Consider the following 25,563-nt stretch of genomic DNA (forward strand, 5'->3'; position numbering starts at 1 on the left):
TTGAATTGCCCGGTAACCTGATTTTTTATCAGATTTTTAATCTAAAATCGTAAATCTGCATTAAAACGTTTTTTATGTAGATTGTCTTTTAATTTCCGGCGGTTTATTTCAGGATTCCCATCGAGTTCAGAAGTATTACAAAGATACAGATGGGAGCGACGTATTTCAGAATAAAAGCATATAGTCTGAAAAATTTAAATTTAAGACGGCCTTCGTTACTGATTTCGTCGTAGAGTATGGATTTATCCAGTCGCCAGCCGGCAAAAATACAGATCAATATACCTCCCAGGGGCAGTAATATATTGGAACTGACAAAATCGAACGTATCGAAGATCGATAGTCCGAAAAAACGGATGTTTTGCAACGGTCCGAATGAAAGAGTACAAAAGATTCCGAGCAGCCCGATGCCTGAAGTGGTGGTAATCGTCGCTTTCAGACGGCTCATTTTTTTCTCTTCAACCAGATAGGCTACGACAACTTCCATCAGAGAGATTGCCGAAGTCAGAGCGGCGAAAGTCAGCAGTATAAAAAACAGAATGGCCCAGAAATAACCCAGCGGCATACTTTGAAATACTTGGGGAAGAGTCAGGAATACAAGTCCGGGTCCGGCCTGTGGATCGATACCGAATGAAAATACCGCAGGCAGAATAGCTATTCCGGATAAAATTGCCACTAAGGTGTCTGTGGTAATAACCTGTAATGAAATGTGTGCCAGATTTTCTGTTTTCCGGATGTATGAGGCATACGTCAGCAGTACTCCCATACCGAGGGATAAGGAAAAGAAAGCCTGTCCCAATGCAGAAAGTACCGATTGTCCGGTGAGTTTACTGAAATCCGGATAGAAAAGGAATTTGAGCCCTTCGCCGGCGCCCGGTAATGTGGAAGCCCGGATGCCTAATAATACGACGATGACGAACAGTACGGGCATCATCATTTTGGTATACCGTTCTATGCCTTTTTTGACTCCGGCAACAATGATCGCACCGGTAATCACCATGAAACTTACTTGCCAGATAACGGCTTTGTAAGGGTGACTGATGAACGTATTGAACGTGTCATGGATACCTTCCGCCGTTTGGTGGTGAAAGGCTCCTGAAATGGCCAGCCAGACGTATTCCAGTGTCCAGCCGGAGACCGTACCGTAAAAAGAAAGAATGAAAGCAGCGGCTATGATCGAAAGCAATCCGAAAAGATACCATTTTGATCCCGGAGCCAAAGTTTTGAAAGTGCCGAACGCATTTTGCTGTCCCCGGCGTCCGAGGGCAAATTCACTGAGCATAATCGGCAGTCCGATAGCCAATGTAAAAAAGATGTAAATGATCAGAAAGGCACCGCCTCCGTTATTTCCTGCTTCATAAGGAAATTTCCAGATATTTCCCAACCCTACTGCTGAACCGGCTAAGGCAGCTATGGCCCCGAATTTGGAACCGAAACTATCGCGTGTTTTGTGCATGCTCAATGTCTGAATTTTTAGTTTAAGAATCTTTCAGTTGATTTTACTTTGTATGCAAAAGTAATGTTTTTGCATGAAAATGAAAATCGTTTTGTGATTTAAAATGTTATTTTTCAAATTGTTATATGATTTGTTGCAGTACTTTCAATTTGAAACTAAAATGGTAATATTACTTTCTTTTTATCGAATATAGGAAAGTTTAAAAGTGAATATAAAACATGTAATTCCAATTTTATTATCTTTGCCGGAAATAATATAACTGATTATTATGCAGGAAAAGATACTGATATTGGATTTCGGCTCTCAGTATACGCAGTTAATTGCGAGGAGGGTTCGTGAACTGAATGTATATTGTGAAATTTATCCTTATAACAACCATCCGGCACTGGATACTTCGGTAAAGGGAGTCATCCTTTCGGGGAGTCCTTTTTCGGTGCGGGATGAGAAAGCGCCGAAACCTGATTTATCGGCTATGAAGGGGAAGTTACCTTTGCTCGGGGTTTGTTTCGGGGCTCAGTATCTGGCTCACAATTTCGGAGGGGAGGTGAAAGCATCGAATAAGCGGGAGTACGGCCGTGCCAATTTAGCTTATATCGATCAGGAGAGTCTGCTTTTTAAAGGTATGAGCATGAATTCTCAGGTGTGGATGTCACATGGAGATACGATTGAGAAATTACCGGCGGATTGCAAGGTGATAGCCAGTACGGCAGATGTAAAGAATGCTGCTTTTAAAGTAGGACAAGAGACGACATACGGCATACAGTTTCATCCGGAAGTATATCACAGTACGGAAGGTAAATGCCTGCTGTATAATTTTGTGGTGAATATATGCGGATGTGCGCAGGATTGGACACCGGATTCGTTTGTAGAAACTACGGTAGCCGAATTGAAGCAAAAATTGGGAAATGACCGTGTCATTCTGGGATTGTCGGGAGGTGTCGATTCTACGGTAGCGGCGATGTTGTTGCACCGGGCCATCGGTAAAAACCTGACTTGTATTTTTGTGGATAACGGTTTGCTGCGGAAAGATGAATACAAGAATGTACTGGAAAATTATAAGGAACTGGGGCTGAATGTCGTGGGCTCGGAATCCGCGGATTTATTTCTCGGCCGTTTGGCCGGAGTTGCCGAACCGGAAAAGAAACGGAAAATTATCGGTAATACGTTTATAGATGTGTTCGATCAGGAGGCTTCTAAAATTAAAGATGCAAAATGGTTGGGACAGGGGACGATTTACCCGGATGTCATTGAATCTTTGTCGGTGAACGGACCGTCACAAACGATTAAGTCACACCATAATGTAGGCGGATTGCCTGATTATATGAAGTTGCAATTGGTTGAGCCTTTGCGTTTGTTATTCAAGGATGAGGTGCGCCGTGTCGGGAGAAGTCTGGGTTTGGCGGATAAATTTTTGCAGCGTCATCCGTTCCCGGGACCGGGTTTGGCGATTCGTATTTTAGGGGAGGTTACCAGGGAGAAGGTGGCTTTGTTGCAGGAAGCCGATCATGTTTTTATTTCGATGTTGCAGGAAGAAGGCTTATATGACAAGGTATGGCAGGCCGGTGTTATGTTACTGCCGGTGCAGAGTGTGGGAGTGATGGGGGATGAGCGTACCTATGAAAGTGTGGTGGCTTTACGTGCGGTGGAATCGACGGACGGGATGACTGCCGATTGGTGTCATTTGCCTTATGAATTTCTGGCCCGGGTATCTAACCGGATTATCAATAATGTCAGAGGCATCAACCGGGTTGTTTACGATATCAGCTCGAAACCGCCCGCCACAATCGAGTGGGAGTAATAATCGATGTACGATAGATAGACTTTTGAAACCAGCCGTTTGTTTTTCAGACGGCTGGTTTTAATTTATTCCGTAAAATTTTATAGTAAAAGGAGGCTTTATCATATCTTTGCACATTCAAAATAAATGTATCCGAAATATGGAAACGATAGATATAGAGATAGGAAGATTGCGGGAGCGCATACAGGGACAGGAGTTGAAGACGGTGATTATTCCGCATATTTCAGCTGACGGGGATGCTGTCGGGGCTTGTTCTGCTTTTTCAGAAGCCTTGCTGAAAGCCGGGTTTGACTGTCATATTCTTACCTGTGATTATTTTCCGGAGTATCTGGTTTGGTTGAAAAATATCAAGAGAGCGATTTCTTACCAGAATAAGCCGGAGGAATGTGCGCGGCTTATCGGGGATGCGGATTTGATTTTTATGCTCGATCATAATACGACAAAGCGGGAAGGTGACCTGGAGGGTTTGGTAAAGGCTGCCAAAGCGGAGAAAGTGATTATCGATCACCATCCGGGTCCGGAAGCCGTAGACTATGTTATTTCGGATGTGCGGGTTTCTTCAACTTGTGAATTGCTTTATAAAGTAATTACGGAAATATGGGGTGTGGACGTGATTGATACGGATGTTGCGAATGCGTTGTATACGGGAATTAATACGGATACAGGAGGATTGAGTCATAATTCTTCCCGTCCGCAGACGTATCGGGTGATTGCCGATTTACTGGAGCGGGGATTGGATAAGGAATCAGTGCATCATTATCTGTATCAGATGAACAAACTTTCCCGTTTGCGTCTGATCGGGAATGCCTTGCTGAATAAATTGACGGTGCATCCGGATTATCCCGTGGCACTTATTCCGATTACGCTGGAAGAATTGAATACATACAATTACCAGGACGGTGATTTGGAAGGCTTGGTGAATATTCCGCTTTCCGTAGAGAATATATATGTTTCGGTACAGATAACCCAGCGTAAAGAAAGGGTGAAATTGTCTTTCCGTTCCAAAGGGGCTATTCCTGTCAATGAATGGGCAAAGGCTCATTTTAACGGAGGCGGACATTTGAATGCTGCCGGCGGGCAGATGGATTTGCCGCTGGACGAAGTCGTAAAGCGGGTAAATGAAACGGCTGCCTGGTTTTTCGAGACTTTTGTAGGGGCTTGAATTAATTGGCAATAGCTACCGCAGGGGCCGTGACTTTCTGAAAGTCTTTCAGAATTTCCCGGGCCGTCGAATAGCCTTGTTCGTATATTTCCCGGATATGGCTCAAATCAAACATGCTGTATCTGATCATATCGTCGGGGGCTATAAAAATATCTGCCAATTTTTTGTCGATATGGGTGTTGGCTGCCAGTCCTAAATGGAAAGAACGGACGGCCATGTGTATCATATTACCTACTTTTTGCCGGCTTTCGTTTGAATTAATCTCAACGGCAATTACTTTTTCACATAAGTCCCGAATCGGTCTGACCGGTAAGTTCATAAATATACCGCCGTCAACATAAATAACTCCGTCGATTTCTATCGGAATGAAAACAATGGGAACGGAGCAGGAGGCCAGGATGCGGGGAATCAATTCTCCGCTGTTGAAGTGTACGGATTTGGCATTACTGATATCGGTTGCTGTAACTACTAACGGTGTTTGCAAGTCTTCGAAGGTTTTTGCCTTTAAGAATTTACGTAAGCCGTTTTCCATACCGTTCATGGACATCAATCCTATTTTTGACATGGTAAACCGGGCAAAATTCAAGACTTTTTTATGAGTAAAAAATTCGATGCATTCGTCAGGGGTTTTGCCTGCAGCAATCATGGCACCGGCTAGTGCACCGGCACTGGTACCGGAAATGATATCCGGACGGATTCCGTATTCCTGCATGGCTTTGATTACCCCGAAATGTGCAAATCCCCGGGCCCCACCTCCGCTTAATGCTAATCCCAATTTGTATTTTTTGCGGTTATATTCGTTGTTTGTCTCCATAAATGCTTGTCTATTCGAGGTTTCTTTACGTAATGTGCTTACTGTTTACGGATTCGGGTATCCAATGTTAACCCCAACTTCACCGGACATTTGTAAAAATAGTTATTAATAATGGAAATGTAAAAAAAAATGCAATATTGCTGTAAAAGCCGTGGAATTTATGTCAGGTGAGATCGGATAAGTTATTTATAAAAAATAAGGACTGATTTTTCAGTCCTTATTCCTTTTAGCGAATTTCTGCCTGAAGCAGATGTTTATATGTGCCGATCAGTTTATTCATGATCTTATCGATCTGCTTGTCTGTGAGTGTTTTTTCATCATCCTGCAGGGTAAAGCTGACTGCATAGGACTTTTTGTCTGCACCCAGTTTTTCACCTTCATAGACATCGAATAAGCTTACATTTTTCAATAAATGTTTTTCCGTACGTAAAGCGATCTCTTTCACTTCTTTGAATGAGATTTTTTTGTCCAGTAGCAATGCCAGGTCACGTTTTACAGCCGGGAATTTGGGTAACGGCCGGAAGGTGATCGTATGGTTTTTCAATGTTTTCAATATATTTTCCCAGGAGAAATCGGCATAATATACGTCCTGGCCGATATCGAACGCTTTCAGTAATTTGGAACTGACAACTCCTATCGACAATAAGTGTTTGCCGTTTTGTGAATAATCCAGACCTTCCCGGAAAATATCCTGATTGTTTTCTTCCGTCGTCAGATAATCGGATTGAAGTCCCAAACGTGATAATACCATTTCACCGTATGCTTTCAGGGTAAAGAAGTCCGAAGATACCTCCCTGCTATTCCAGGAGGCGGTATTCTTATGGCCGGAAATAAACAAGGCGAGCCGGTTTTCTTCCTGATATTGCTTTAAATGGTTGTCTCCTTCTTTTTTATGGAAGGTATACACTTTTCCGAATTCGAATAAGCGCAAGTTATGACTTTTCCGGTTGATGTTATATGCGATGGTTTCTAAGCCCCCGAGCAACAGGCTTTGCCGCATAGCGTTCAGATCGGAGCTGAGCGGGTTGAATAACATGACCGTATTTTCGGGTTTATATGTTTCTAAGCCTTCGAAATAGGCGGCCTTGGTCAGCGAGTTATTCATGATTTCATTAAAACCGTTTGCTGCCAGTAGATCTCCGATTACATTTTTAAGGCGATAATCATCCGGCTTTTCCGAATAGCTCAAGGTCGAATTTACTTTGGCCGGCACTTCGATATTGTTGAAACCGTAGATACGAAGAATGTCTTCAATGACATCCGCTTCCCGGCGTACGTCTACCCGATAGGGAGGGATAAGCAGCATTAATTTTTCGTCGTCTTCCCGTACTATTTTTATTTCAAGGGATTTCAGTATTTTTTTGATGTTTTCTTTGCCGATTTGTTTTCCGATTAACCGGTCGATGTGGGCGTATTTAACTTCCACTTCAAAATCCTGTACCGGATTGGGATAAATGTCGATGATGTCCGAAGTAATTTTACCTCCGGCCAATTCCTTGATCAGCAGAGCTGCCCTTTTCAGTGCATAGATGACCAGATTGGGGTCGGTACCTCTTTCAAAGCGAAAAGACGCATCGGTGTTGATTCCGTGCCGGCGAGCGGTTTTGCGGACGAAAACGGGATCGAAGCAGGCACTTTCCAAAAAGACGTTGGTTGTCTGTTCTGTAATGCCGCTTTCAAGTCCGCCGAATACACCTGCTATACACATCGGTTCTTCGGCATTGCATACCATCAGATCGTTTTCATCCAGTTTGCGTTCTATGCCGTCCAATGTGACAAACGGAGTGCCGGTCGGGAAACTGCGTATAACAACCTTATTACCTTTTACCTTGTCCTTATCGAAGGAGTGGAGCGGTTGGCCCAGTTCGAAGAGGATAAAATTTGTAATGTCTACGATGTTGTTGATCGGATTGAGGCCGATGGCTTTGAGTCGGGTGCGCAACCATTCCGGTGATTCTTTAACCTCCACACCTTCTATACATACTCCGGCATATCTCGGACAGGCTTCCGGCCTTAATACTTCTATCGTAAGACCGGCAGTGTTGCTGTCGGGAGCAAAAGCTTCCACTGAAGGCAGGCTGTAATCGATGTCCCGGCTCTGTTTCAGATAAGCTGCCAGGTCACGGGCAACACCCAGGTGGGAAGCTCCGTCGACCCTGTTCGGGGTAATATCTATTTCGATGGCGTAGTCGGAGGTTATACCGTAGTATTCGGCAGCGGGCATACCTGTTTCGGCCGATTGAGGCAGTACGATGATGCCCTTATGATCATGGCCGATTCCGATTTCATCTTCGGCACAGATCATGCCTTCGGATTCCTGTCCCCTGATTTTGGATTTTTTGATGACAAATTCTTTATCACCATCATACAGTACCGTACCGATTGTTGCAACGACTACTTTCTGTCCGGCAGCAACATTCGGCGCTCCGCATACGATCGGAGTCAGCCGACCGTCGCCTAAATCTACGGTTGTAATATGCAAATGGTCGGAGTCGGGGTGGGCTTCACAGGTTTTTACTTCACCGATAACCAAACCTTTCAGTCCGCCTTTTATGGATTCTATTTGTTCATATCCGGCTACTTCCAGTCCTATACTTGTCAGTATTTGGCAGATTTCTTCAACATCCAAGTCGATTTTCAGGTATTCTTTCAGCCAGTTTAAAGAAATTTTCATTTTTCAGTGGATTAATGGTTGCTTTGTTTCCGCTATGCCGGCTTGTTCCCGGTTGACGGTCGCTGCTTCCAGATTTAATGTTTATCGTGTGTTATTATTACGTGTATTTATTCAATGTATTTTCAACATTCTTTCAATGGGTAACCAGGCCCTTTGGCGGATATCTTCCGGAACTTTTACCACATATTGTTCTTTTTCGAGCGCTTCCAGGACATTTTCCAGAGTTACTTTTTTCATCTGTCCACAGATGGTTTTCGGATGAATCGGAATAAATTCCTTGTCCGGATTGTCTTTCTGTAATTTGTGAATGGTTTCTATTTCTGTGGCAATGATAAATTGTTTCTTCGGAGAAGCGGCTGCATGCCGGATCATTCCTGCCGTAGAATACATATAGGCTTGCGGAAGATTGAGAATACGGTCGTCGTGTGAACAATTGGATTCGGGATGAATCAGAATATCGGCTTCCGGATATTCCTGACTTTTGGCCAGTATCATTTCTGTGGTGATTTTTTCATGTACACAACAGTCGCCGCTCCATAGTTCCATTTGGCGTCCTGTCTTTTTCTGGATCCAGGCCCCGAGGTTTTTATCCGGTACGAATAAAATCTTTTTGTCCTGCGGCAGACTTTCAACTACCTTTAAGGCATTGGCAGAGGTACAGCATATATCGGTCCAGGCTTTTACTTCAGCCGTTGTATTGACATAGCTGACGACAATACCGTCCGGATTGGCTTTTTTCCATTCCCGCAGCTCATATCCCGTCAGACTTTCTGCCAGTGAACAGCCGGCATGTTGTGCCGGAATCAGTACCGTCTTTCCGGGGGAGATGATCGAGGCTGTTTCTGCCATGAAGTGTACTCCGCAAAAGACGATGATATCTGCCGATGTTTTTCCGGCTTCCTGTGATAATCCCAGGGAGTCGCCCAGGTAGTCGGCAATGTCCTGAACTTCGGGACGGGTATAATAATGTGCCAGGATAACGGCATTCTTTTCTTTTTTCAATTGCCCGATCTTGTCGATGATCTCATTGTGTGTCATAAATCCTCCGTTTTCACCCCCAAAGATAGCAAAGAAAGGGGAAAGGTAAAAGTGTTAATTGTTTTTAATGTTCATGCTGATATCCAGTGCTGTAACAGAGTGGGTGAGGGCCCCGACACTGATAAAATCGACACCGGTGGCTGCAACTTCTTTCAGCCGTGGGATACTCATGTTTCCGGAAGCTTCCGTTTTGGCTTTTCCGGCAATGATTTTTACGGCTTCCGTCATATCGGCTGTACTCATATTGTCGAGCATAATGATGTCGGCATGAGCAGCCAGTGCTTCACGTACTTCATCCAGATTGGTCGTTTCGACTTCGATTTTTATGCCCGGAGCCAGTTTGGGTCTTACTGCGTTGACGGCATTGGTGATACCTCCGGCCACTTTGATGTGGTTGTCTTTGATCATCGACATGTCGTATAATCCCATCCGGTGGTTCGTACCGCCTCCCTGCTTTACAGCAAGTTTGTCGAGCACCCGTAGTCCCGGGGCTGTTTTGCGGGTATCCAGCAATTGGGTATGTGTTCCGGCCAGTTCTTTTACATATTTGGCTGTTTCAGTGGCAATACCGCTCATGCGTTGCAGTATGTTGAGCGAAAGGCGTTCTCCGAGCAGCAGGCAGCGGTAACTGGCTTCGATACGTAGAATAATGTCTCCTTTGCGTACTGTGTCTCCGTCTTTTACCAGAGGTTGCCATACGATATCCTTTTCAAACCGTTCGTATACACGACGAATGATTTCCAAACCGGAAATAACGCCGTCGGCTTTCATTTTCATTTCAGCAACGGCACGTGAATGGGCCGGTATAATTGCTTCTGTTGTGACGTCTCCGCTGGCGATATCTTCTTCTATAGCCAGGTCGATCAGACGATCAATCAGTTTATTATATTCCATAATTGTAATTATTTCTAAGGTTATAATTCAGGCTTTACAATGGGTTTCTACGGGAAGAGTACGTATCTCTTTACCGGTTTGCTGGACAATGTGGCAGATATAAGAATCGTCGCTTTGCGGAAAATCCTCCCGGTAATGTCCGCCACGGCTTTCTTTCCGATAGATAGCAGAACGGATAATCAACTCCGCAACCGTAATAAGATTCTGACTGGTCAGGGTGTAATATTCGTTTTGTTCTTCCGGAATTTCCCGTTTCAATTTTTCCAGTTTGTCCAATCCTTCCCGAAGCAGGGTTTCATTGCGGATGATACCGGCATGTTCGGTCATAATAATGGCAATTTCTCTTTTCAGCCGGATGTAATTTTCTGCTAAATTATCGTTGCAGTGATATACGGTCCTGAAATCGGGTACTTTCGAGGCCACAACATCCTGGCGGGCCTTTTCCACAGCCCGTTTTCCGAAAACAAGGCATTCGATCAGAGAATTGGAGGCCAGTCGATTGGCACCCATGATGCCGGAGGAAGCCAGTTCCCCGCATACGAACAGGTTTTTAATATTCGTTTGTCCGTTGATATCGGTCCGTACGCCCCCGACCGTATAATGAGCAGCCGGAGCAACCGGTATACGGTCGCACATATCGATCCCGAGTTCTTTACACTTTTCGTAGATGTTAGGGAAACGGCGTTTTACCATTTCCGGGTCCAGGTGTTTGAGTGATAACCAGACAAAGTCCTGTTTGTGTATTTGCAATTGCCGGTAAATGGATTGGGCAACGATGTCCCGCGGGGCCAATTCTGCCAGTTCGTGTATGGCCGGCATAAAACGTTCCCCCTGTTGGTTAATGAGGTGGGCACCTTCGCCTCGTACAGCCTCGCTGACAAGAAACGCCTCTTCCGAATCGGTAGAGATAGCCGAAGGATGGAATTGAATAAATTCCATGTCGGCAATTTCACATCCCGCATTGTAGGCCAAGGCTAAGCCGTCGCCGATAGTGGTATGGGGGTTGGTTGTACGTTTATAGATGGCTGAAGTGCCTCCTAAAGTCAGGAAGGTATGTTTTGATAAAAACAATTCTTCTTTTTCTGTCGTCAGGTTCCAGGAACGTACCCCGTAGCAGGATTCACCGTCTTTTAACAATCCGATTACCGAATGATTTTCGTAAATATCGATGTTCGGATTGTTGATGACCTTTCCGATCATAAAGCTGGTGACCATTCTGCCGGTTGCGTCTCCGCCTGCATGTAAGATCCGTTTTTTATGATGCCCGCCTTCCAGGCCCAAAGCCAGACTCCCGTCTTCCATATCGAAATGCATACCGGCATTGATCAGGTCCTGTATCCGTTGCGGTCCCTCATTGACCAGAATATTGACGGAGGGATGATCGCACAAGCCTCGGCCGGCAATAATCGTATCTTCGAAATGCAGAGCCGGGGCGTCGTCTTCGTCTGTAACCGCTGCAATACCGCCTTGGGCAAAATAGGAGTTACTCTCCGTGATACCGCATTTGGTAATCAAGGCAACTTTCCCATAAGCAGCAGCCAGATAAGCCGTGTATAAGCCCGCTAATCCGCTTCCTGCTATAATATAATCGTAATGACGCATTTTCTGAAATATGTAAATTAGTGCGAAAGTACCATTTTTTTATAAATTGCGGACGAATTCAGGTGTTTTTTTTGAAAGAGTGCTTTCGGAAAAGGGTTATTCCATTATTTTATCGTACTTTTGCAGTAAATTAATTTAAAACAGTAAGAATGATAACAAAGAATAAGGTAGTATCGGTAAGCTACGAGCTGAGAACAGAGCCGGACGGAGAGCTTCTGGAGGCTGCAGATGCCCAGAACCCCCTGGAATTTATCTGTGGACAAGGGCAGACACTGGAGTATTTTGAAATGAATCTGCTGGATAAAAAGGTAGGAGATAAGTTTGATTTCAAGATCCCCGCAGAGAATGCTTATGGTGATGTAAATGAGGATATGGTGGTGGATTTGCCGAAGGATATTTTTAAGGATGTTGAGCCGGAAGATATGGTTGTAGGTAATACTTTGCCGATGATGGATAGTATCGGTCGTCGTTTACAAGGACAAATTGTTTCCATCGGTGAAGAGGACGTACGGATCGATTTCAATCATCAGTTGGCAGGCAAAGATCTTTATTTCAGAGGAGAAGTGTTGGCTGTGAGGGAGGCTACCGAAGAAGAGCTTGAAGCCCTGAAATCACACGGTTGTAGTGGCTGTAGTGGTTGCGGATCCGAAGGGGGATGCGATTCTCACGAAGATAGTTGCGGTTGCGGAGGATGTCATTGATATTCCCGGCTATTTTCAATCTAATCGAAAATTAAAAAACGGTTGCCTGAAGCAGCCGTTTTTATTTTTGTTTCCAAATACCAATGAAGTAGGTATTGAGTAAGTTGCAGCAGATTTGGTGATTTTATTTATTATTTATCGTGAAAAGCTTGTATATATAAATATATGTTTATATATTTGTGTCGAAAATGAAATAAAGAAATGGGAACACGTTGTTTTACAAAAGAAGAGTTGGAGCGGATCGCTTATGGGTTGAAGGCTGTTGCTCATCCGAACCGATTGGCGATTATCTGTTTGTTGTCCAGAAATGAGGAGTTGAGCGTATCGGATATTTGTGAGCAAACCGGATGCAGTCAGGCATTGATTTCTCATCATCTGACGGATATGTATGCAAAAGGTATTCTGCAAATCCGGCGGGAGGGCAGAAATGCTTTCTATCGTCTGGCCGACGACCGGGTGACGAATGTCATGCGTTGTATGATGAAATGTGAGGCTGAATAGAATATAACCGGTGTAATAGGCACCGTATTTTAATGTCTTTATATATAAATGTATGTTTGAATATTAATTTAAAAAATCGATAGTTATGGAAAAATTTGAAGAATTAATCAGCAGTGAAGTTCCGGTATTGGTGGATTATTATGCTACCTGGTGCGGACCGTGTAAAATGATGCATCCGGTTCTGGAAGATTTGAAGGCCCGGTTGGGAGATAAAGTGAAAATCGTCAAGCTGGATGTGGATGTTCCGGCTAACCGGCAAAGTGTTTATACGTATCAGATACAGTCGGTGCCGACATTGATGTTGTTCAGGAAGGGGCAGATGTTATGGCGGCAGAGCGGGGTGGTCCGGCTGAATGAATTACAGGGTATTGTTGAAAAGTATATTAATAATTGACAGGTATAGTTTATGAAGTATGTTATTGTCGGTGGAGTTGCCGGTGGAGCTTCTGCCGCAGCCCGTTTGAGACGGCTGGATGAAACAGCGGAAATCGTATTGTTTGAAAAAGGAGAGTATATTTCTTATGCGAATTGCGGTTTGCCTTATTATATCGGAGGGGTTATCGAAGAGCGGGAACGTTTGTTCGTACAGACTCCGGAAAGTTTTTATGCCCGTTTCCGGGTGGAAGTGAGAGTCAAGTCGGAAGTGAAACGGATTGATGCAGAAGCCAAAAGGGTAACGGTTTCGGATTTGAATTCGGGTAAAACGTATGAGGAATCATACGATAAACTGATATTGTCTCCCGGAGCGGAGCCTGTAAGACCTCCTTTGGAAGGTATCGGTGAAGAAGGTATTTTTACGTTGAGAAATGTTGCGGATACGGACCGGATAAAATCGTGGGCGGATAGCCGGAATGTTCGTCGGGCTGTGGTTGTCGGAGCTGGTTTTATCGGTTTGGAAATGGCAGAAAATCTACACCGGCGGGGTATACAGGTGACTGTTGTTGAAATGGCCGACCAGGTGATGACCCCTGTTGATTTCGAAGTAGCGGCGGTTGTACACCAGCATTTTAAGGTGAAAGGGGTCGGTTTGCTTTTACAGGAGGCTGTAGCGGCTTTTCGCCGGGAGAAGGAAGGGTTGGAGGTCGTTCTGAAAAGCGGGAAGAGTTTGACGGCTGATTTGGTTATCCTTTCTATCGGGGTGCGTCCGGATGTGAGATTGGCAAAGGAGGCCGGATTGAAAATCGGAGAGTTGGGAGGTATACAGGTGAATGAATATCTACAGACTTCCCATCCGGATATATATGCTGTCGGGGATGCTGTTGAATTCCGGAATCCGGTAAGCGGGCGTTCCGGATTGTCTTTTCTGGCAGGACCGGCCAATAAACAGGGACGTATCTGTGCCGATAATGTCGTAAGCGGTAATCATCGGAAATATACAGGTTCTATCGGTACAGCCATTGCAAAAGTGTTTGATCTGACGGTCGGGACTACCGGTTTGTCGGCAAAATTACTCAGTCGGTTCGAAATACCTTTTCAGGAAGCCATCGTACATGCCGGTTCACATGCCGGATATTATCCCGGGGCCATTCCGATGACTCTGAAAATTAATTTTTCTCCCGAAAACGGCCGTTTGCTGGGGGCTCAGGTCGTCGGTTATGAAGGAGCAGACAAGCGTTTGGAAATGATGGCAGCCGTGCTTCGTTCCGGCGGGACGATATACGATCTGGCCGAACTGGAGCATGCTTATGCGCCTCCTTTTTCTTCGGCGAAGGATCCGGTAAATATGATCGGGTTTGTTGCCGATAATTTATTGTCGGGTATTGTAAAGAGTATAGGCTGGAAGGAGTTGCAGACTATGGATAAAAGCCGGATCACCCTGATTAATGTGTGTTCCGAAGAAGAGTGTGCCCTAAATACAATTGAAGGGGCTGTCAATATTCCTTTACCTGAGTTAAGGGAACGGTTGGGTGGAGTTCCGGCTGATAAACCGGTCGTGGTGTTTTGTGCCGTCGGTTTACGGGGATATATTGCTTCCCGGATTTTGAAGCAGCGGGGATATGAGGTATATAATCTGACAGGTGGCTTGAAGACTTATGAAGCGGTAACGGCGATACAGAACAATGTGATTTCGGAACAGGGAGCGGAAGAAAAAGACAGTTTATCTCCTGAAAATGTAAAAGGTGAACGAAAGATGGTGTTGGATGCCTGCGGATTACAATGTCCGGGGCCGGTTATGAGGTTGAAGAGCAGCATGGAGCAATTGGTTGCCGGAGAGCAATTGGAAATTACGGCTACGGATGCCGGTTTTGCCAAAGATGTGCAATCCTGGGCCCGGATGACAGGAAACCGCTTGGTGGAACTGAGACAGGACAAAGGTGTGATAACGGCTTTGCTGGAGAAGAAAGGGGGAGAGTCTCCGGTAATTTCTCCGTCTGGCGGAGACGGTAAAACGATTGTCGTTTTCAGTGATAGCCTGGACAAGGCGCTGGCCTCTTTTGTCATTGCGAACGGTGCGGCTGCAACCGGCCGTAAAGTAACTATGTTTTTTACGTTCTGGGGATTGAATGTGATTAAACGAAAACCCGATGTCCCGGTGAAAAAAGATAGTTTGGGAAAGATGTTCGGTATGATGTTGCCGTCGGGCAGCCGGAAGTTGAAGCTTTCTAAAATGAATATGGGAGGATTGGGATCGCGGATGATGCGGAATATTATGGGGCGGAAAAATATAGACTCTCTGGAAAGTCTGATACAGCAGGCTCAAAAGAATGGCATTGAATTTATTGCCTGTCAGATGTCGATGGATGTGATGGGGATAAAAGCAGAGGAATTGTTGGAAGGTGTACGGATTGGCGGTGTGGCGACCTATTTGGAACGGGCGGAGAAGTCTAACGTGAATCTTTTCATTTGATCGAAATAATATCGGGGTGCAACTTTACGCCGGAAGGGGCGTAAAATAGAGTCAGTAATTGACTCTAAACCCCGAAATTATGATACATGAACTTCATCCTGTTACCGATACGTTCGATTTGGTTATCCGGATTGTGATCATTGTCGCAGGAGCTATTCTTATTTATTTTTTAATCAATAAATGTCTGGCCTGGCTGATCTGGAAAATAGCAGGAAAGACCAAAAATAAATGGGAGAATATCATCTACGAACAACGTTCTTTCAGTAAGCTGGCCTATCTTGTACCTCCGATTGCCGCCTATGTTCTTTTGAACTATGTTACCTGGGAATATACCTATGTATTGCGGCGGTTGATCGATATCTGGATGGTGGTGGCCGCCATGCTTATTTTTAATACTTTGCTGAATACGATCAATAAGATATACGAGAGTTATCCCATAGCTAAAAATCGTCCGATTACCGTATTTATCCAGGTATTGAAGATTTTTGTTTATTCTGTCGTTGCTGTGGTGGTTATCAGTATTATGGTCAATAAGTCGCCCGAGCATTTGATAGTCGGGTTAGGTGCTTTTGCGGCAGTATTGATGTTGATATTCAAAGACTCGATCCTGGGGTTTGTTGCAGGCGTACAATTGTTAGCGAATAAAATGGTCCGGATCGGGGACTGGATCGTGATGCCCAGTAACAATGCCAACGGGGAAGTGCTCGAAATCAATCTGTATACCGTAAAAGTACAGAACTGGGATATGACGATATCGACTATTCCGACTTATCAATTGGTTTCCCAGTCTTTTATCAATTGGCGAGGAATGCAGGAATCGAACGGGCGCCGTATTGAACGTTATATCAGTATAGATATCAGTACGGTACATTTTTTGTCTAAAGAGGAAGTCGACACTTTTCGTACTTCCGATTATTTGAAAGAGTATATCGAGAAGATGCTTGCAACATTGCAGCAGGTGAATAAGGATAAAGGGACGGTGCTCGACGAACGTAAACTGACGAATCTGGGCATATTCAGACAATATATGGAACTATGGCTGGAGGCCAATCCGGATATCAATAACGATATGACGCATATGGTGCGGCAATTACAGCCTACGGCTACCGGTATTCCGGTTGAGATTTATTGTTTTTCACTTAAGCAGGAGTGGGTGGCGTATGAAAAGGTACAATCGGATATTTTTGACCATGTATTGGCGGTTATTCCTCATTTTAATCTGAAAGTATTTCAATATCCTACAAATATATATACGCCGGTAAATAATTAATATACAGTGTTGTGTCTGATTTCGGGTTTTGGGTTTCTGATTTCCGTTTAGAAAGTCGCAGGGCTGTGAAGCTGGTCTGATTTTAGATTTTAAAATGTAAATTTTAAATTGTTTTATTGTGAAATGACCGGCAGAAAGGAATTTCTTGTTTGAAATTGAAAATAGTAAATACGATTGTGGAAAATTATTTCCGGTTTTCAATTTGTTGTGCTAATTTTGAAGGCTAAAATAATTAGGATGGCTCAGGAAAAGGTAAGATTGTGGGATAGGTTGAAATACAAATACAAGCTTTCTATCCAAAACGAAACTTCTTATGAAGAAGTTTTCAGAATGCGTTTGTCTCAGTTACATGTGTTGATGGCTTTGAGTGTATTAGCCGTCGTGTTGGTTACTTTAACGACCTTACTGATTGCTTTTACCGGTTTGAAAGAATTTATTCCCGGATATCCGAGCGGGAATATGCGTAGGATGATTACGGAAAATGCTTTGCGGGTTGATTCACTGGAGACGGAATTGGGAAAGCGGGAGCGGTTTTTAAAGTCCCTGCAATCGGTGCTGAAAGGGGAAGAAATAGCTTATACGGAAGCAAAAAACGATACGTTGAAAATGAATTACGATACCATCCAGTTCAATATCAGTCAGGAAGAGCATAATTTCAGGACAGAAATAGAGGAACGGGAGCGGTTTAATCTGACAGTAGGAAAGACTAAGACAGACAATCACGAGTATTATCATTTTTTTCCGCCGGTGGAAGGCATCGTCAGCAGGGGGTTTGATGAAAAAAGCAGGCATTTTGGAACGGATATTGTTGCAAAGGCAAATTCGAAAGTTTCTACGATTGCGGATGGAGTTGTTATTTTGACGGATTGGACGATAAAAACGGGAAATGTGATACAGGTACAACATTCCAATAACCTGGTATCGGTGTACAAGCATAATTCGACTTTACTGAAAAAGCAGGGAGATTATGTGCGTGCGGGAGAAGTTATCGCTATTGTCGGAAATACCGGGGAAGAGACGACCGGTCCGCATTTGCATTTTGAGTTGTGGCGTGCCGGTAATCCTCTGAATCCGGAGAATTTTATCCAATTTAAATAGGTGTTTCCGTTTGATATTGATGAATATGAAAAGAATAGCAATATTAGGGTCTACCGGATCTATAGGGACTCAAACTTTACAGGTCATCGGGGCGAATCCGGAATTATTCTGTGCGGAAGTATTGACGGCCAATGAGAATGTCGGTTTATTGATCGAACAGGCGTTAAAATTCAAACCGAATATGGTGGTTATCGCCAATGAGGCTAAGTATTCGGAACTGAAAGAGGCATTGAAGGAGGAAGATATCAAGGTTTATGCCGGTAAAGATGCACTGGCCCAGGTGGTTGCTGCGGGAACCGTGGATATGGTTGTAACGGCTACGGTCGGTTATAGCGGCTTGTTACCGACGGTAAATGCGATTAAGGCCGGGAAGGTTATCGCTTTGGCCAATAAGGAAACTCTGGTGGTTGCCGGGGAATTGATAAATGATTTGATACGGCAGTACAGAACGTCGATTATTCCGGTAGATTCGGAACATTCCGCAATTTTTCAATGCTTGGCCGGAGAAGGTAATAATCCGTTGGAAAAGATTATTTTGACGGCTTCCGGGGGGCCGTTCCGGGGATGGTCTTACGAGGCTTTGAAAGATGTGACTCCGGCAGATGCTTTAAAACATCCGAATTGGAATATGGGAGCCAAGGTTACTATCGATTCCGCATCCATGATGAATAAGGGATTCGAGGTGATTGAAGCCAAATGGTTGTTCGGTGTTGATCCGGACCGGATAGAGGTGGTTGTACATCCGCAATCCATTGTACATTCGATGGTACAGTTCGGTGACGGTAGTATAAAGGCTCAACTCGGGGTGCCGGATATGCGCTTGCCTATCCAGTATGCATTAACCTATCCCGATCGCATTCATTCGGATTTTGGCCGGGTAGATTTTACCCGATGTCATTCGTTGACATTTGAAGAACCCGACCGAAAAACGTTCCGTAATCTTGATTTGGCTTACCGGGCGATGCAAAAGGGAGGAAATATGCCGTGTATATTGAATGCTGCCAACGAAATTGCCGTAAATGCTTTTTTACACGGGCATCTGTCTTTTACGGGCATGTCCGATCTGATCGAATATGTTATGGAGAGAGGAAATTATATGGTAAAACCTGTATTGGACGATTATGTAGCTACAGACCGGGAAATCCGGATTGTGGCCGAAGAGTGGGTGAGGACTAACGGAAAGTAATCAGAAAGAGGGAATATTATGGATATATTTATAAAGATATTGCAGTTTGTTTTAAGCTTGTCGATTTTGGTTTTATTTCACGAATTCGGACATTTCATGTTCGCAAAGTTATTTAAGACCCGGGTCGAAAAGTTTTATATGTTTTTCAACCCCTGGTTTTCTTTGTTTAAATTTAAGAAGGGGGGGACGGAATACGGTATGGGGTGGCTTCCCTTGGGGGGATATGTCAAAATTGCGGGTATGATCGATGAGTCGATGGATACGGAACAGATGAAGAAACCGGCTCAACCCTGGGAATTCCGTTCCAAACCGGCCTGGCAGCGTTTGCTGATTATGCTGGGAGGGGTAATCGTGAATGTGGTGTTGGCATTTGTGATTTATAGTATGGTTTTATTTACCTGGGGAGAAACGTATCTGCCTGCGGAGAATGTCAAATACGGGGTCGTGTGTGATACTGTTTTTTACGATATGGGGATGCGTAACGGAGATATTGTGGTTGCGATGGATGGAAAGAAAGTGGAACGTTTTTCCGATATTGTTCCGGATATGTTGCTCAATACCCCGAAAACCGTTCAGGTGAAACGGGATGGCGAACTGATCGATCTGCAAGTGCCTGAATCTTTTGTAGCCCAGCTGTTGGCTATGTCTACGCAAAATTATAAAACCCGTTTTTTGGAGCCCCGGAAATTGATGGACAGTACTTATGTGGGTGATTTTGCAGACTATTCCGTGGCCTATGACGCCGGGATACGCAAAGGAGATAAGATATTGGCTGTGAACGACCAGAGTTTCCGGTTTTATGACGAATTCACCAACTATCTGGCGGCTCATTCCGATAGCAAGGTAAAGACAACCGTCTTACGGGGGAAAGATACCTTGAATTTTGCCTTCGATCTGGGATACGAGGGAAAATTCGGTATTTATTTCGGATCGACGGAGGTACCGGAACTGGCCGTTCATGAGTATTCTTTTTTAGAGGCTATACCTGCCGGAATCGACCGGGGAACGGAGACGCTGGGTTCTTATCTGAAGCAACTCAAGCTATTGTTTTCGCCCCATGTAGAAGCTTATAAATCGGTCGGTGGGATGATGATGCTCGGTAGTATATTTCCCGGGGTGTGGAATTGGCAGATATTTTGGGAATTGACAGCCTTAATTTCCATTATGTTGGCTGTTGTAAATGTGTTGCCTATACCGGCACTGGACGGAGGTCATGTTTTGTTTTTGTTATATGAGATGGTCACAAGGCGTAAGCCGGGAGAAAAATTTATGGAGTATGCTCAACTTGCGGGTATGGCTGTTTTGCTCGGACTTTTTATTTTGGCGAATGTGAACGATTTTGTAAGGTTTTTCGGATAACGGTTATATAAAAATGAATAAGAAAGTAAAAGAATTCAGGGAATACCGGGAGAAAATGAATGAAAAAATCCTGGCTGCTGATAATAAGGTGATTAAACGGATTTATAATATCGATACGAATACGTATGTGGACGGAGCTTTGCCGGCGAAGGTGAAGGAGATGCTGGGGCTGGCGACCTCCATGGTGTTGCGTTGTGATGATTGTATCAAATATCATTTGGAAAAATGTTTTGAGTTAGGGGTGACGACCCCCGAGCTGTTTGAGATATTCTCGGTAGCTAATTTAGTCGGAGGAACTATTGTTATTCCTCATACCCGTCGGGCTGTGGAATATTGGGAAGCATTATCGGAAGATAAGACGGAAGAAAACTGATGTGACATGAGATTGTTTGTATTGATAGGATTTTGCTGGCTGGCAACGTCTGTTTTTGCTCAGGAAGAAAAAATAAAATGGCTGACGCTGGAAGAGGCTGAAAGGCAGTATGCGAAAGAGCCCAGGCCGATGATTATCGATATTTATACCGATTGGTGCGGATGGTGTAAGCATATGGACAAGACGACTTATGGCCAGCCGACCATTGTTTCGTTTATCAACCGGTATTTTTATCCTGTGAAAATAAATGCAGAATCGGCGGATACGATGCAATTCCGGGGGAAAATATATCCGCCTTTGAAAAACGGTGAACGTTACATCAGCAGTTTGGCTGCCGAAATGTTAAAAGGAAAGATGTCTTATCCGACGACGGTTTTTTTGTATGATAAGGAAAATGTCAATATTGTTGTACCGGGGTACCTGGATGTTGCCAAAATGGAGGCTTTCCTGATTTATTTTACAGAGAATGCTTATTTTTCTACGAATATCAATGATTTCATCGTTGATTTCGAGCAGGTTTTCACACCGGGAAAAGAGATGCAGGAGAACCGGCCGGAACCCTATTGGACTTCCTTTCAGGATTTAGAGAATAAACAGAAAGCAGAAAATAAGAAAGTGTTGCTTTATTTGTCTGCTCCCTGGAGTAATTCTTCGAAAATGATGGAGCAACTGGTTTTTCCCGATTCGACTTTTTCCTCTATTGCTCAAAAATATTATTATTGTTTGCATCTGGATGTGTTGTCGCAGGATACCCTGACATTTATGACTCATCGTTTTGCCAATGCCGGTAAGGAAAATAATAATTTGCACCAGTTAGCGATAGCTTTGAGTGATAAAATATTGCGGGTGCCGAGTATCTATATTTTCGATGAGGAGGGAAAATTGATGGAAAGTCTGTATTTTTATCTGGACAGGGGGAAGGGGGATATGATATTGGATTATATCGGGAGCGATACTTATAAAAATATGACATGGACCGATTATGTAAAGATGAAAAGTAAAGAAGGTTTTTAATCGGTTTTCAATTCAGACTCTTGTTTTACGATCGGTGTTTTTTTGTTTGGATCAGATTTATCGGTTTAATTTATAGGGTGTTAGAGTATGTTGTTACGGTTTGTTTTGACATTCATTTGTCTGTGGGGACTATCCGGATTTGCCGAAGGACAGCAACATTATCGGATTGTTTCTTACAATGTGGAAAATTTATTCGATATTCAGGATGATCCGGATACACGGGATGAAGATTTTACTCCTTTCGGGAGGTTGCATTGGAATCAGGAAAAATATACGGATAAACTGTTGAAGCTGGCTGAAGTTGTAAAGGCCGTCGGAGAAGGTGAGTTTCCGGTTTTTATCGGTTTGTGTGAAGTGGAGAACCGGCGTGTGCTGGAAGATCTGACTCAAAAGACCGGACTGACTGAAGGCGGATATGGAATTGTACACCGGGATTCCCCCGATGCAAGGGGAATAGATGTGGCTTTTCTATATCGGAAAGCACTGTTCCGGGTGATAGACGAGGAATTTTTGCCGATTCCTTTTTCGCCGGAGGAAGAAGTATTTACCCGTGATATTTTGTATGTTTCCGGGATATTGGAGCAGGATACCTTGCATTTTATGGTTTGTCATTTCCCTTCGATGTCCGGAGGGGAAGCCGGGAGCGAATGGAAAAGGAAACGGGCGGCAGCCGTAGTAAAGGAAAAAGTCGGTGAATTACAGTCGAAGAATCCGGAAGCTGCTATTGTTATTATGGGAGATTTGAATGGTAAAGCCGATCGGCCGGCTCAAACGGTTGTATTGGATACAAAGGATTCCGGGACGGAGCATATTCAATCCGGACATTTGTATAATACCGGTTATTATTTATTGAATCAGGGATACGGCAGTTATAAATACAAGGGAATCTGGCAAACGATAGATCATATTATTGTTTCCGGGGCGTTGCTGAATGGAAATCATGTTTTACGAACCGACCCGAAATTGCAGGTATTTAATCCCCGTTTTTTGTTGGAGGAAGATAAAACCTATTATGGTTTCAAGCCTTTCCGGACTTATCTGGGGCCCCGTTATCACGGAGGATATAGCGATCATCTGCCGATTTATCTCGATTTGAAACGGGAATAAATAACCATTTTTTCACTGGATCGGATTTTTATTTTATCGGTTTAAAATAAGGAGAGTTGTCCGTCTGCCAAAGGTTGATAGAATTGCATTTGAGTAGCTATCCCTAATTTTCCACAGAAGTCGAAAAAAACATCGGATAGTTCTCTGTAATGGGAACTGTAACAGGCATATTGATCACCGAAATGTTTTTGATATTCGGCTTTCACTCCGGGAAAATTTTTGTCCAGAGCCGAATAAAAATATTCCCGGGAACCTTTTCGGAGAGTTACGCCGAACATCGGCAGGATGTACGATGCTCCGGAATCTTTTGCCCGGTGAATGATTGTCTGGATATTTTCTTTTGTGTCGTTGATAAAGGGGAGTATCGGCATCAGTGTTACACCGGTGTAAATGCCTTTATGGGCTAAGAGTTCCATCGCCTTAAAACGTTCCGACGTTTTCGGTGCCAGCGGTTCTATCTGTGAGGAAAGGATGTCGGTTGCAGAGGTAATTGTAAAGCTTGCTGCAACATATATTTTTGCGATCTCTTGCAATATATCCGAATCCCGTTCTACCAGACTACTTTTGGTTAGGATATGGACCGGAAATTTTTCGGTTGCTATGAGTTGAAGTGCTTTGCGTACAAATTGTAATTCTTTTTCAACCGGCATGTAGGGATCGTTCATCGATCCGGTGCCTATTGTAGCTTTGTTTTTCCGTTTGGCATATAACTCTTTTTTTAATAGTTCCAGTGCATTTTGCTTAACGGATATTTGTGATATGTCTCCTATTTTGTAACAGTCACTCCGGGTATCACAATATATACACCCATGCTGGCATCCCCTATATAGATTCATGTTATAGGTGATGCCAAACCAGGTATCCGGTCCTTTTAACCTGGACAGGATGGATTTTGCTTCAATGTATTGCATCGTATTCTATTGTCCGGACCAACGCTTTAAGGTCGGGAAATAGGTTTTCATGTTGGCAATGGCCTCTTCTTTGGTATAGGAAACACCGGCATTTTTGTTAAATTCAGCTACAAACTGTGCGCAATGTTCGATCATTTGTTCCAGGGTACAATCCTGGGTAAAGGCTCCGTCTTTATAACAATAGCAACAAAATTCTTCGTTTTTACTTCCATCCCTGTTGCTACCCAGCTCTTCCTGTTTTTGCAGGGGCATACCGCAGCTTTGGCAATACTTTGTTTCCATACTTGTTTTTGCTTTAATAATCAATAATTCGTTTAACCGTTATATTCGTTTTCGTTTGAAAATGAATGGAATGGGGATATTTTATCAGTATATAAATTTTTGTTATTTTTTTCTTTCCCTTCCGGGGTGTTTATATACTCCTCGAATGACATCTTTGCGTACAAAATTACACAATTTGGAAGGATTAATGGTTGTCCGGTCCAGTCAAATTTTATATCTTTTAAAAGTTTGCTTTCTACCTTTTATTTTGTTTTTACAGATGTTTAATATTTCAGATGAGGGATTAAACAAGTCATTGTTTTCAGTGAAAGAGAAAAACGGTTCTATTTTTTGACATGAATACTCTTTCCTTTGGATTTTAAAAGCTATTTTTGCGGCGTAAAATTCATAATGAAAACTATGGACGATTATCATCAACAGTATTAACCAGAGCAAAGGTTTATTCTCAGGACCTTTGTTCACAATGAATGGAGGGTATTATTATGAGAAGATTCCTTTGGGCAGATCAGGGCTTTCAGGAAAAAGAAGCATGGCAGGCTGATTGTTGGATAAATGTTGAAGCGCCGACTCCGGCAGATATCAAGTATCTTATCGAAAAATTAAATGTTCCCGAATCTTTTTTGTCGGATATCGAAGATGCCGATGAGCGTCCCCGTATAGAGGAAGAAGACGGCTGGACTTTGATTATTCTGCGCATACCGTTCCGGCATAAAGGGAATGATATCCCGTATGTTACGGTGCCTTTAGGGTTTATCATGAAAGAACATTATTTTGTGACGGTATGCCATTTTAATACGGATATGTTGCCGGATTTCATACGCTATGTAAACCGGAAGCGGTTGACGTTTACCGGAAACTGGGACTTGTTGTTCAGGCTTTTTCTGTCTTCTTCCGTATGGTATTTGAAGTACCTGAAGCAAATCAATAACCAGAGCCGGCAAGTGGAAAAAGAACTGGAACGCTCTATTGAAAATGAAGAATTACAACGTTTATTGAAAATCGAAAAATCTTTGGTTTTCTTCATAACGTCTATGCGGGGAAATGATAATTTGTTGGTTAAATTGAAGAATCTGCGTTCTCAGCGGAAATTTTTCGATGAGGATCTGGTGGAAGATGTTGAGATCGAGCTCCGGCAGGCTTTGGATTCGGCGCGTATATACAGTGATATTCTCAGTGGAACTATGGATGCTTATGCTTCGGTTATTTCCAATAATTTGAATGTGATTATGAAGCGCATGACATCTATTTCTTTATTGCTGATGATACCGACTTTAATTGCCAGTTTATACGGCATGAACGTACCCAACTCTTTATCTGATAAAACGTATGGTTTTCTTTTGATTTTCAGTGTTTCGGTTTTGTTTTCCGGAATTGCATTTCTGGGGTTGAAAAGACGAAATTGGTTTTGACGTTAAAAAAAGACGATTTTTAATAAAATATTAACAAAATGCAGATAAACTTTGTGTTATCTTCATTGT

General features: G+C 43.5%; 22 protein-coding genes. 14 read left to right on the plus strand and 8 right to left on the minus strand.

The features are described from left to right. Window positions 1-103: 103 nt before the first annotated feature. Window positions 104-1,453, minus strand: coding sequence for a sodium-dependent transporter (locus DD657_RS03470; RefSeq protein WP_118773107.1), 1,350 nt, complete (start codon window positions 1,451-1,453; stop codon window positions 104-106). A gap of 268 nt (window positions 1,454-1,721) precedes the next feature. Between DD657_RS03470 and guaA the strand changes: the two genes are divergently transcribed. Together guaA and DD657_RS03480 are read left to right on the plus strand one after the other, a co-directional pair. After that, on the plus strand, window positions 1,722-3,251 hold the full coding sequence (guaA, locus tag DD657_RS03475; RefSeq protein ID WP_287048497.1) for a glutamine-hydrolyzing GMP synthase: 1,530 nt from the start codon (window positions 1,722-1,724) through the stop codon (window positions 3,249-3,251). 139 nt (window positions 3,252-3,390) lie between these two features. Continuing rightward, window positions 3,391-4,413, plus strand: coding sequence for a DHH family phosphoesterase (locus DD657_RS03480; RefSeq protein ID WP_287048499.1), 1,023 nt, complete (start codon window positions 3,391-3,393; stop codon window positions 4,411-4,413). A 1-nt stretch (window position 4,414) separates the two neighbouring features. Here DD657_RS03480 and DD657_RS03485 read toward each other — a convergent pair whose 3' ends face one another. From DD657_RS03485 to nadB, 5 genes are all read right to left on the minus strand, one after another. Beyond that, window positions 4,415-5,227: a patatin-like phospholipase family protein gene (locus DD657_RS03485; protein WP_021988889.1), complete on the minus strand. Its 813-nt coding sequence runs from the start codon at window positions 5,225-5,227 to the stop codon at window positions 4,415-4,417. Between the two features lie 226 nt (window positions 5,228-5,453). Further along, window positions 5,454-7,901: a phenylalanine--tRNA ligase subunit beta gene (gene pheT / locus DD657_RS03490; protein WP_287048500.1), complete on the minus strand. Its 2,448-nt coding sequence runs from the start codon at window positions 7,899-7,901 to the stop codon at window positions 5,454-5,456. 111 nt (window positions 7,902-8,012) lie between these two features. After that, window positions 8,013-8,939 carry a quinolinate synthase NadA gene (gene nadA, locus DD657_RS03495; protein ID WP_068689613.1) on the minus strand — a complete coding sequence of 309 codons (927 nt, stop codon included), beginning with the start codon at window positions 8,937-8,939 and terminating at the stop codon, window positions 8,013-8,015. Window positions 8,940-8,993: 54 nt separating this feature from the next. Further along, window positions 8,994-9,833 carry a carboxylating nicotinate-nucleotide diphosphorylase gene (gene nadC / locus DD657_RS03500; protein WP_021988886.1) on the minus strand — a complete coding sequence of 280 codons (840 nt, stop codon included), beginning with the start codon at window positions 9,831-9,833 and terminating at the stop codon, window positions 8,994-8,996. A 27-nt stretch (window positions 9,834-9,860) separates the two neighbouring features. Further along, entirely contained in the window at window positions 9,861-11,435 is a 1,575-nt protein-coding gene (gene nadB, locus DD657_RS03505) for an L-aspartate oxidase (RefSeq protein ID WP_021988885.1), read from the minus strand. Window positions 11,436-11,584: 149 nt separating this feature from the next. Here nadB and DD657_RS03510 point away from each other — a divergent pair, with 149 nt between their 5' ends. The 11 genes from DD657_RS03510 to DD657_RS03560 all read left to right on the plus strand — a co-directional run bounded on the left by DD657_RS03510 (window position 11,585) and on the right by DD657_RS03560 (window position 22,892). Continuing rightward, window positions 11,585-12,136 carry an FKBP-type peptidyl-prolyl cis-trans isomerase gene (locus DD657_RS03510; RefSeq protein WP_021988884.1) on the plus strand — a complete coding sequence of 184 codons (552 nt, stop codon included), beginning with the start codon at window positions 11,585-11,587 and terminating at the stop codon, window positions 12,134-12,136. Between the two features lie 201 nt (window positions 12,137-12,337). Then, complete coding sequence (locus DD657_RS03515) at window positions 12,338-12,637, plus strand: ArsR/SmtB family transcription factor (RefSeq protein ID WP_021988883.1); 300 nt, start codon at window positions 12,338-12,340, stop codon at window positions 12,635-12,637. An 85-nt stretch (window positions 12,638-12,722) separates the two neighbouring features. After that, window positions 12,723-13,031 carry a thioredoxin gene (trxA, locus tag DD657_RS03520; protein WP_021988882.1) on the plus strand — a complete coding sequence of 103 codons (309 nt, stop codon included), beginning with the start codon at window positions 12,723-12,725 and terminating at the stop codon, window positions 13,029-13,031. A gap of 12 nt (window positions 13,032-13,043) precedes the next feature. After that, the gene (locus tag DD657_RS03525; RefSeq protein ID WP_287048502.1) at window positions 13,044-15,485 is read left to right on the plus strand and encodes an FAD-dependent oxidoreductase; all 2,442 of its coding nucleotides are present in this window, start codon (window positions 13,044-13,046) and stop codon (window positions 15,483-15,485) included. 79 nt (window positions 15,486-15,564) lie between these two features. Next, window positions 15,565-16,755, plus strand: a complete 1,191-nt coding sequence (locus DD657_RS03530; protein WP_021988880.1) for a mechanosensitive ion channel family protein — start codon at window positions 15,565-15,567, stop codon at window positions 16,753-16,755. A gap of 237 nt (window positions 16,756-16,992) precedes the next feature. Further along, window positions 16,993-17,853 carry a M23 family metallopeptidase gene (locus DD657_RS03535; protein ID WP_021988879.1) on the plus strand — a complete coding sequence of 287 codons (861 nt, stop codon included), beginning with the start codon at window positions 16,993-16,995 and terminating at the stop codon, window positions 17,851-17,853. A 25-nt stretch (window positions 17,854-17,878) separates the two neighbouring features. After that, window positions 17,879-19,039 carry a 1-deoxy-D-xylulose-5-phosphate reductoisomerase gene (locus DD657_RS03540; protein ID WP_118773130.1) on the plus strand — a complete coding sequence of 387 codons (1,161 nt, stop codon included), beginning with the start codon at window positions 17,879-17,881 and terminating at the stop codon, window positions 19,037-19,039. Between the two features lie 18 nt (window positions 19,040-19,057). Further along, window positions 19,058-20,398 carry an RIP metalloprotease RseP gene (gene rseP / locus DD657_RS03545; RefSeq protein WP_021988877.1) on the plus strand — a complete coding sequence of 447 codons (1,341 nt, stop codon included), beginning with the start codon at window positions 19,058-19,060 and terminating at the stop codon, window positions 20,396-20,398. A 13-nt stretch (window positions 20,399-20,411) separates the two neighbouring features. Next, window positions 20,412-20,771, plus strand: a complete 360-nt coding sequence (locus tag DD657_RS03550; RefSeq protein ID WP_021988876.1) for a carboxymuconolactone decarboxylase family protein — start codon at window positions 20,412-20,414, stop codon at window positions 20,769-20,771. Between the two features lie 6 nt (window positions 20,772-20,777). Continuing rightward, window positions 20,778-21,785: a thioredoxin fold domain-containing protein gene (locus tag DD657_RS03555; RefSeq protein ID WP_068689608.1), complete on the plus strand. Its 1,008-nt coding sequence runs from the start codon at window positions 20,778-20,780 to the stop codon at window positions 21,783-21,785. A gap of 87 nt (window positions 21,786-21,872) precedes the next feature. Continuing rightward, a complete protein-coding gene (locus DD657_RS03560) occupies window positions 21,873-22,892 on the plus strand; it encodes an endonuclease/exonuclease/phosphatase family protein (RefSeq protein ID WP_287048505.1) in 1,020 nt (339 codons plus the stop codon). 41 nt (window positions 22,893-22,933) lie between these two features. Here DD657_RS03560 and DD657_RS03565 read toward each other — a convergent pair whose 3' ends face one another. Together DD657_RS03565 and DD657_RS03570 are read right to left on the minus strand one after the other, a co-directional pair. Then, window positions 22,934-23,803 (minus strand): SPL family radical SAM protein, encoded by an 870-nt coding sequence (locus DD657_RS03565; RefSeq protein ID WP_287048507.1) that lies wholly within the window; start codon window positions 23,801-23,803, stop codon window positions 22,934-22,936. A gap of 6 nt (window positions 23,804-23,809) precedes the next feature. Next, complete coding sequence (locus DD657_RS03570; protein WP_021988872.1) at window positions 23,810-24,085, minus strand: zinc ribbon domain-containing protein; 276 nt, start codon at window positions 24,083-24,085, stop codon at window positions 23,810-23,812. A gap of 482 nt (window positions 24,086-24,567) precedes the next feature. Here DD657_RS03570 and DD657_RS03575 point away from each other — a divergent pair, with 482 nt between their 5' ends. Beyond that, on the plus strand, window positions 24,568-25,494 hold the full coding sequence (locus tag DD657_RS03575; protein WP_068692134.1) for a magnesium transporter CorA family protein: 927 nt from the start codon (window positions 24,568-24,570) through the stop codon (window positions 25,492-25,494). Window positions 25,495-25,563 lie beyond the last annotated feature (69 nt).

The organism is Culturomica sp. (assembly GCF_003524185.1).
Taxonomy (GTDB): domain Bacteria; phylum Bacteroidota; class Bacteroidia; order Bacteroidales; family Marinifilaceae; genus Culturomica; species Culturomica massiliensis.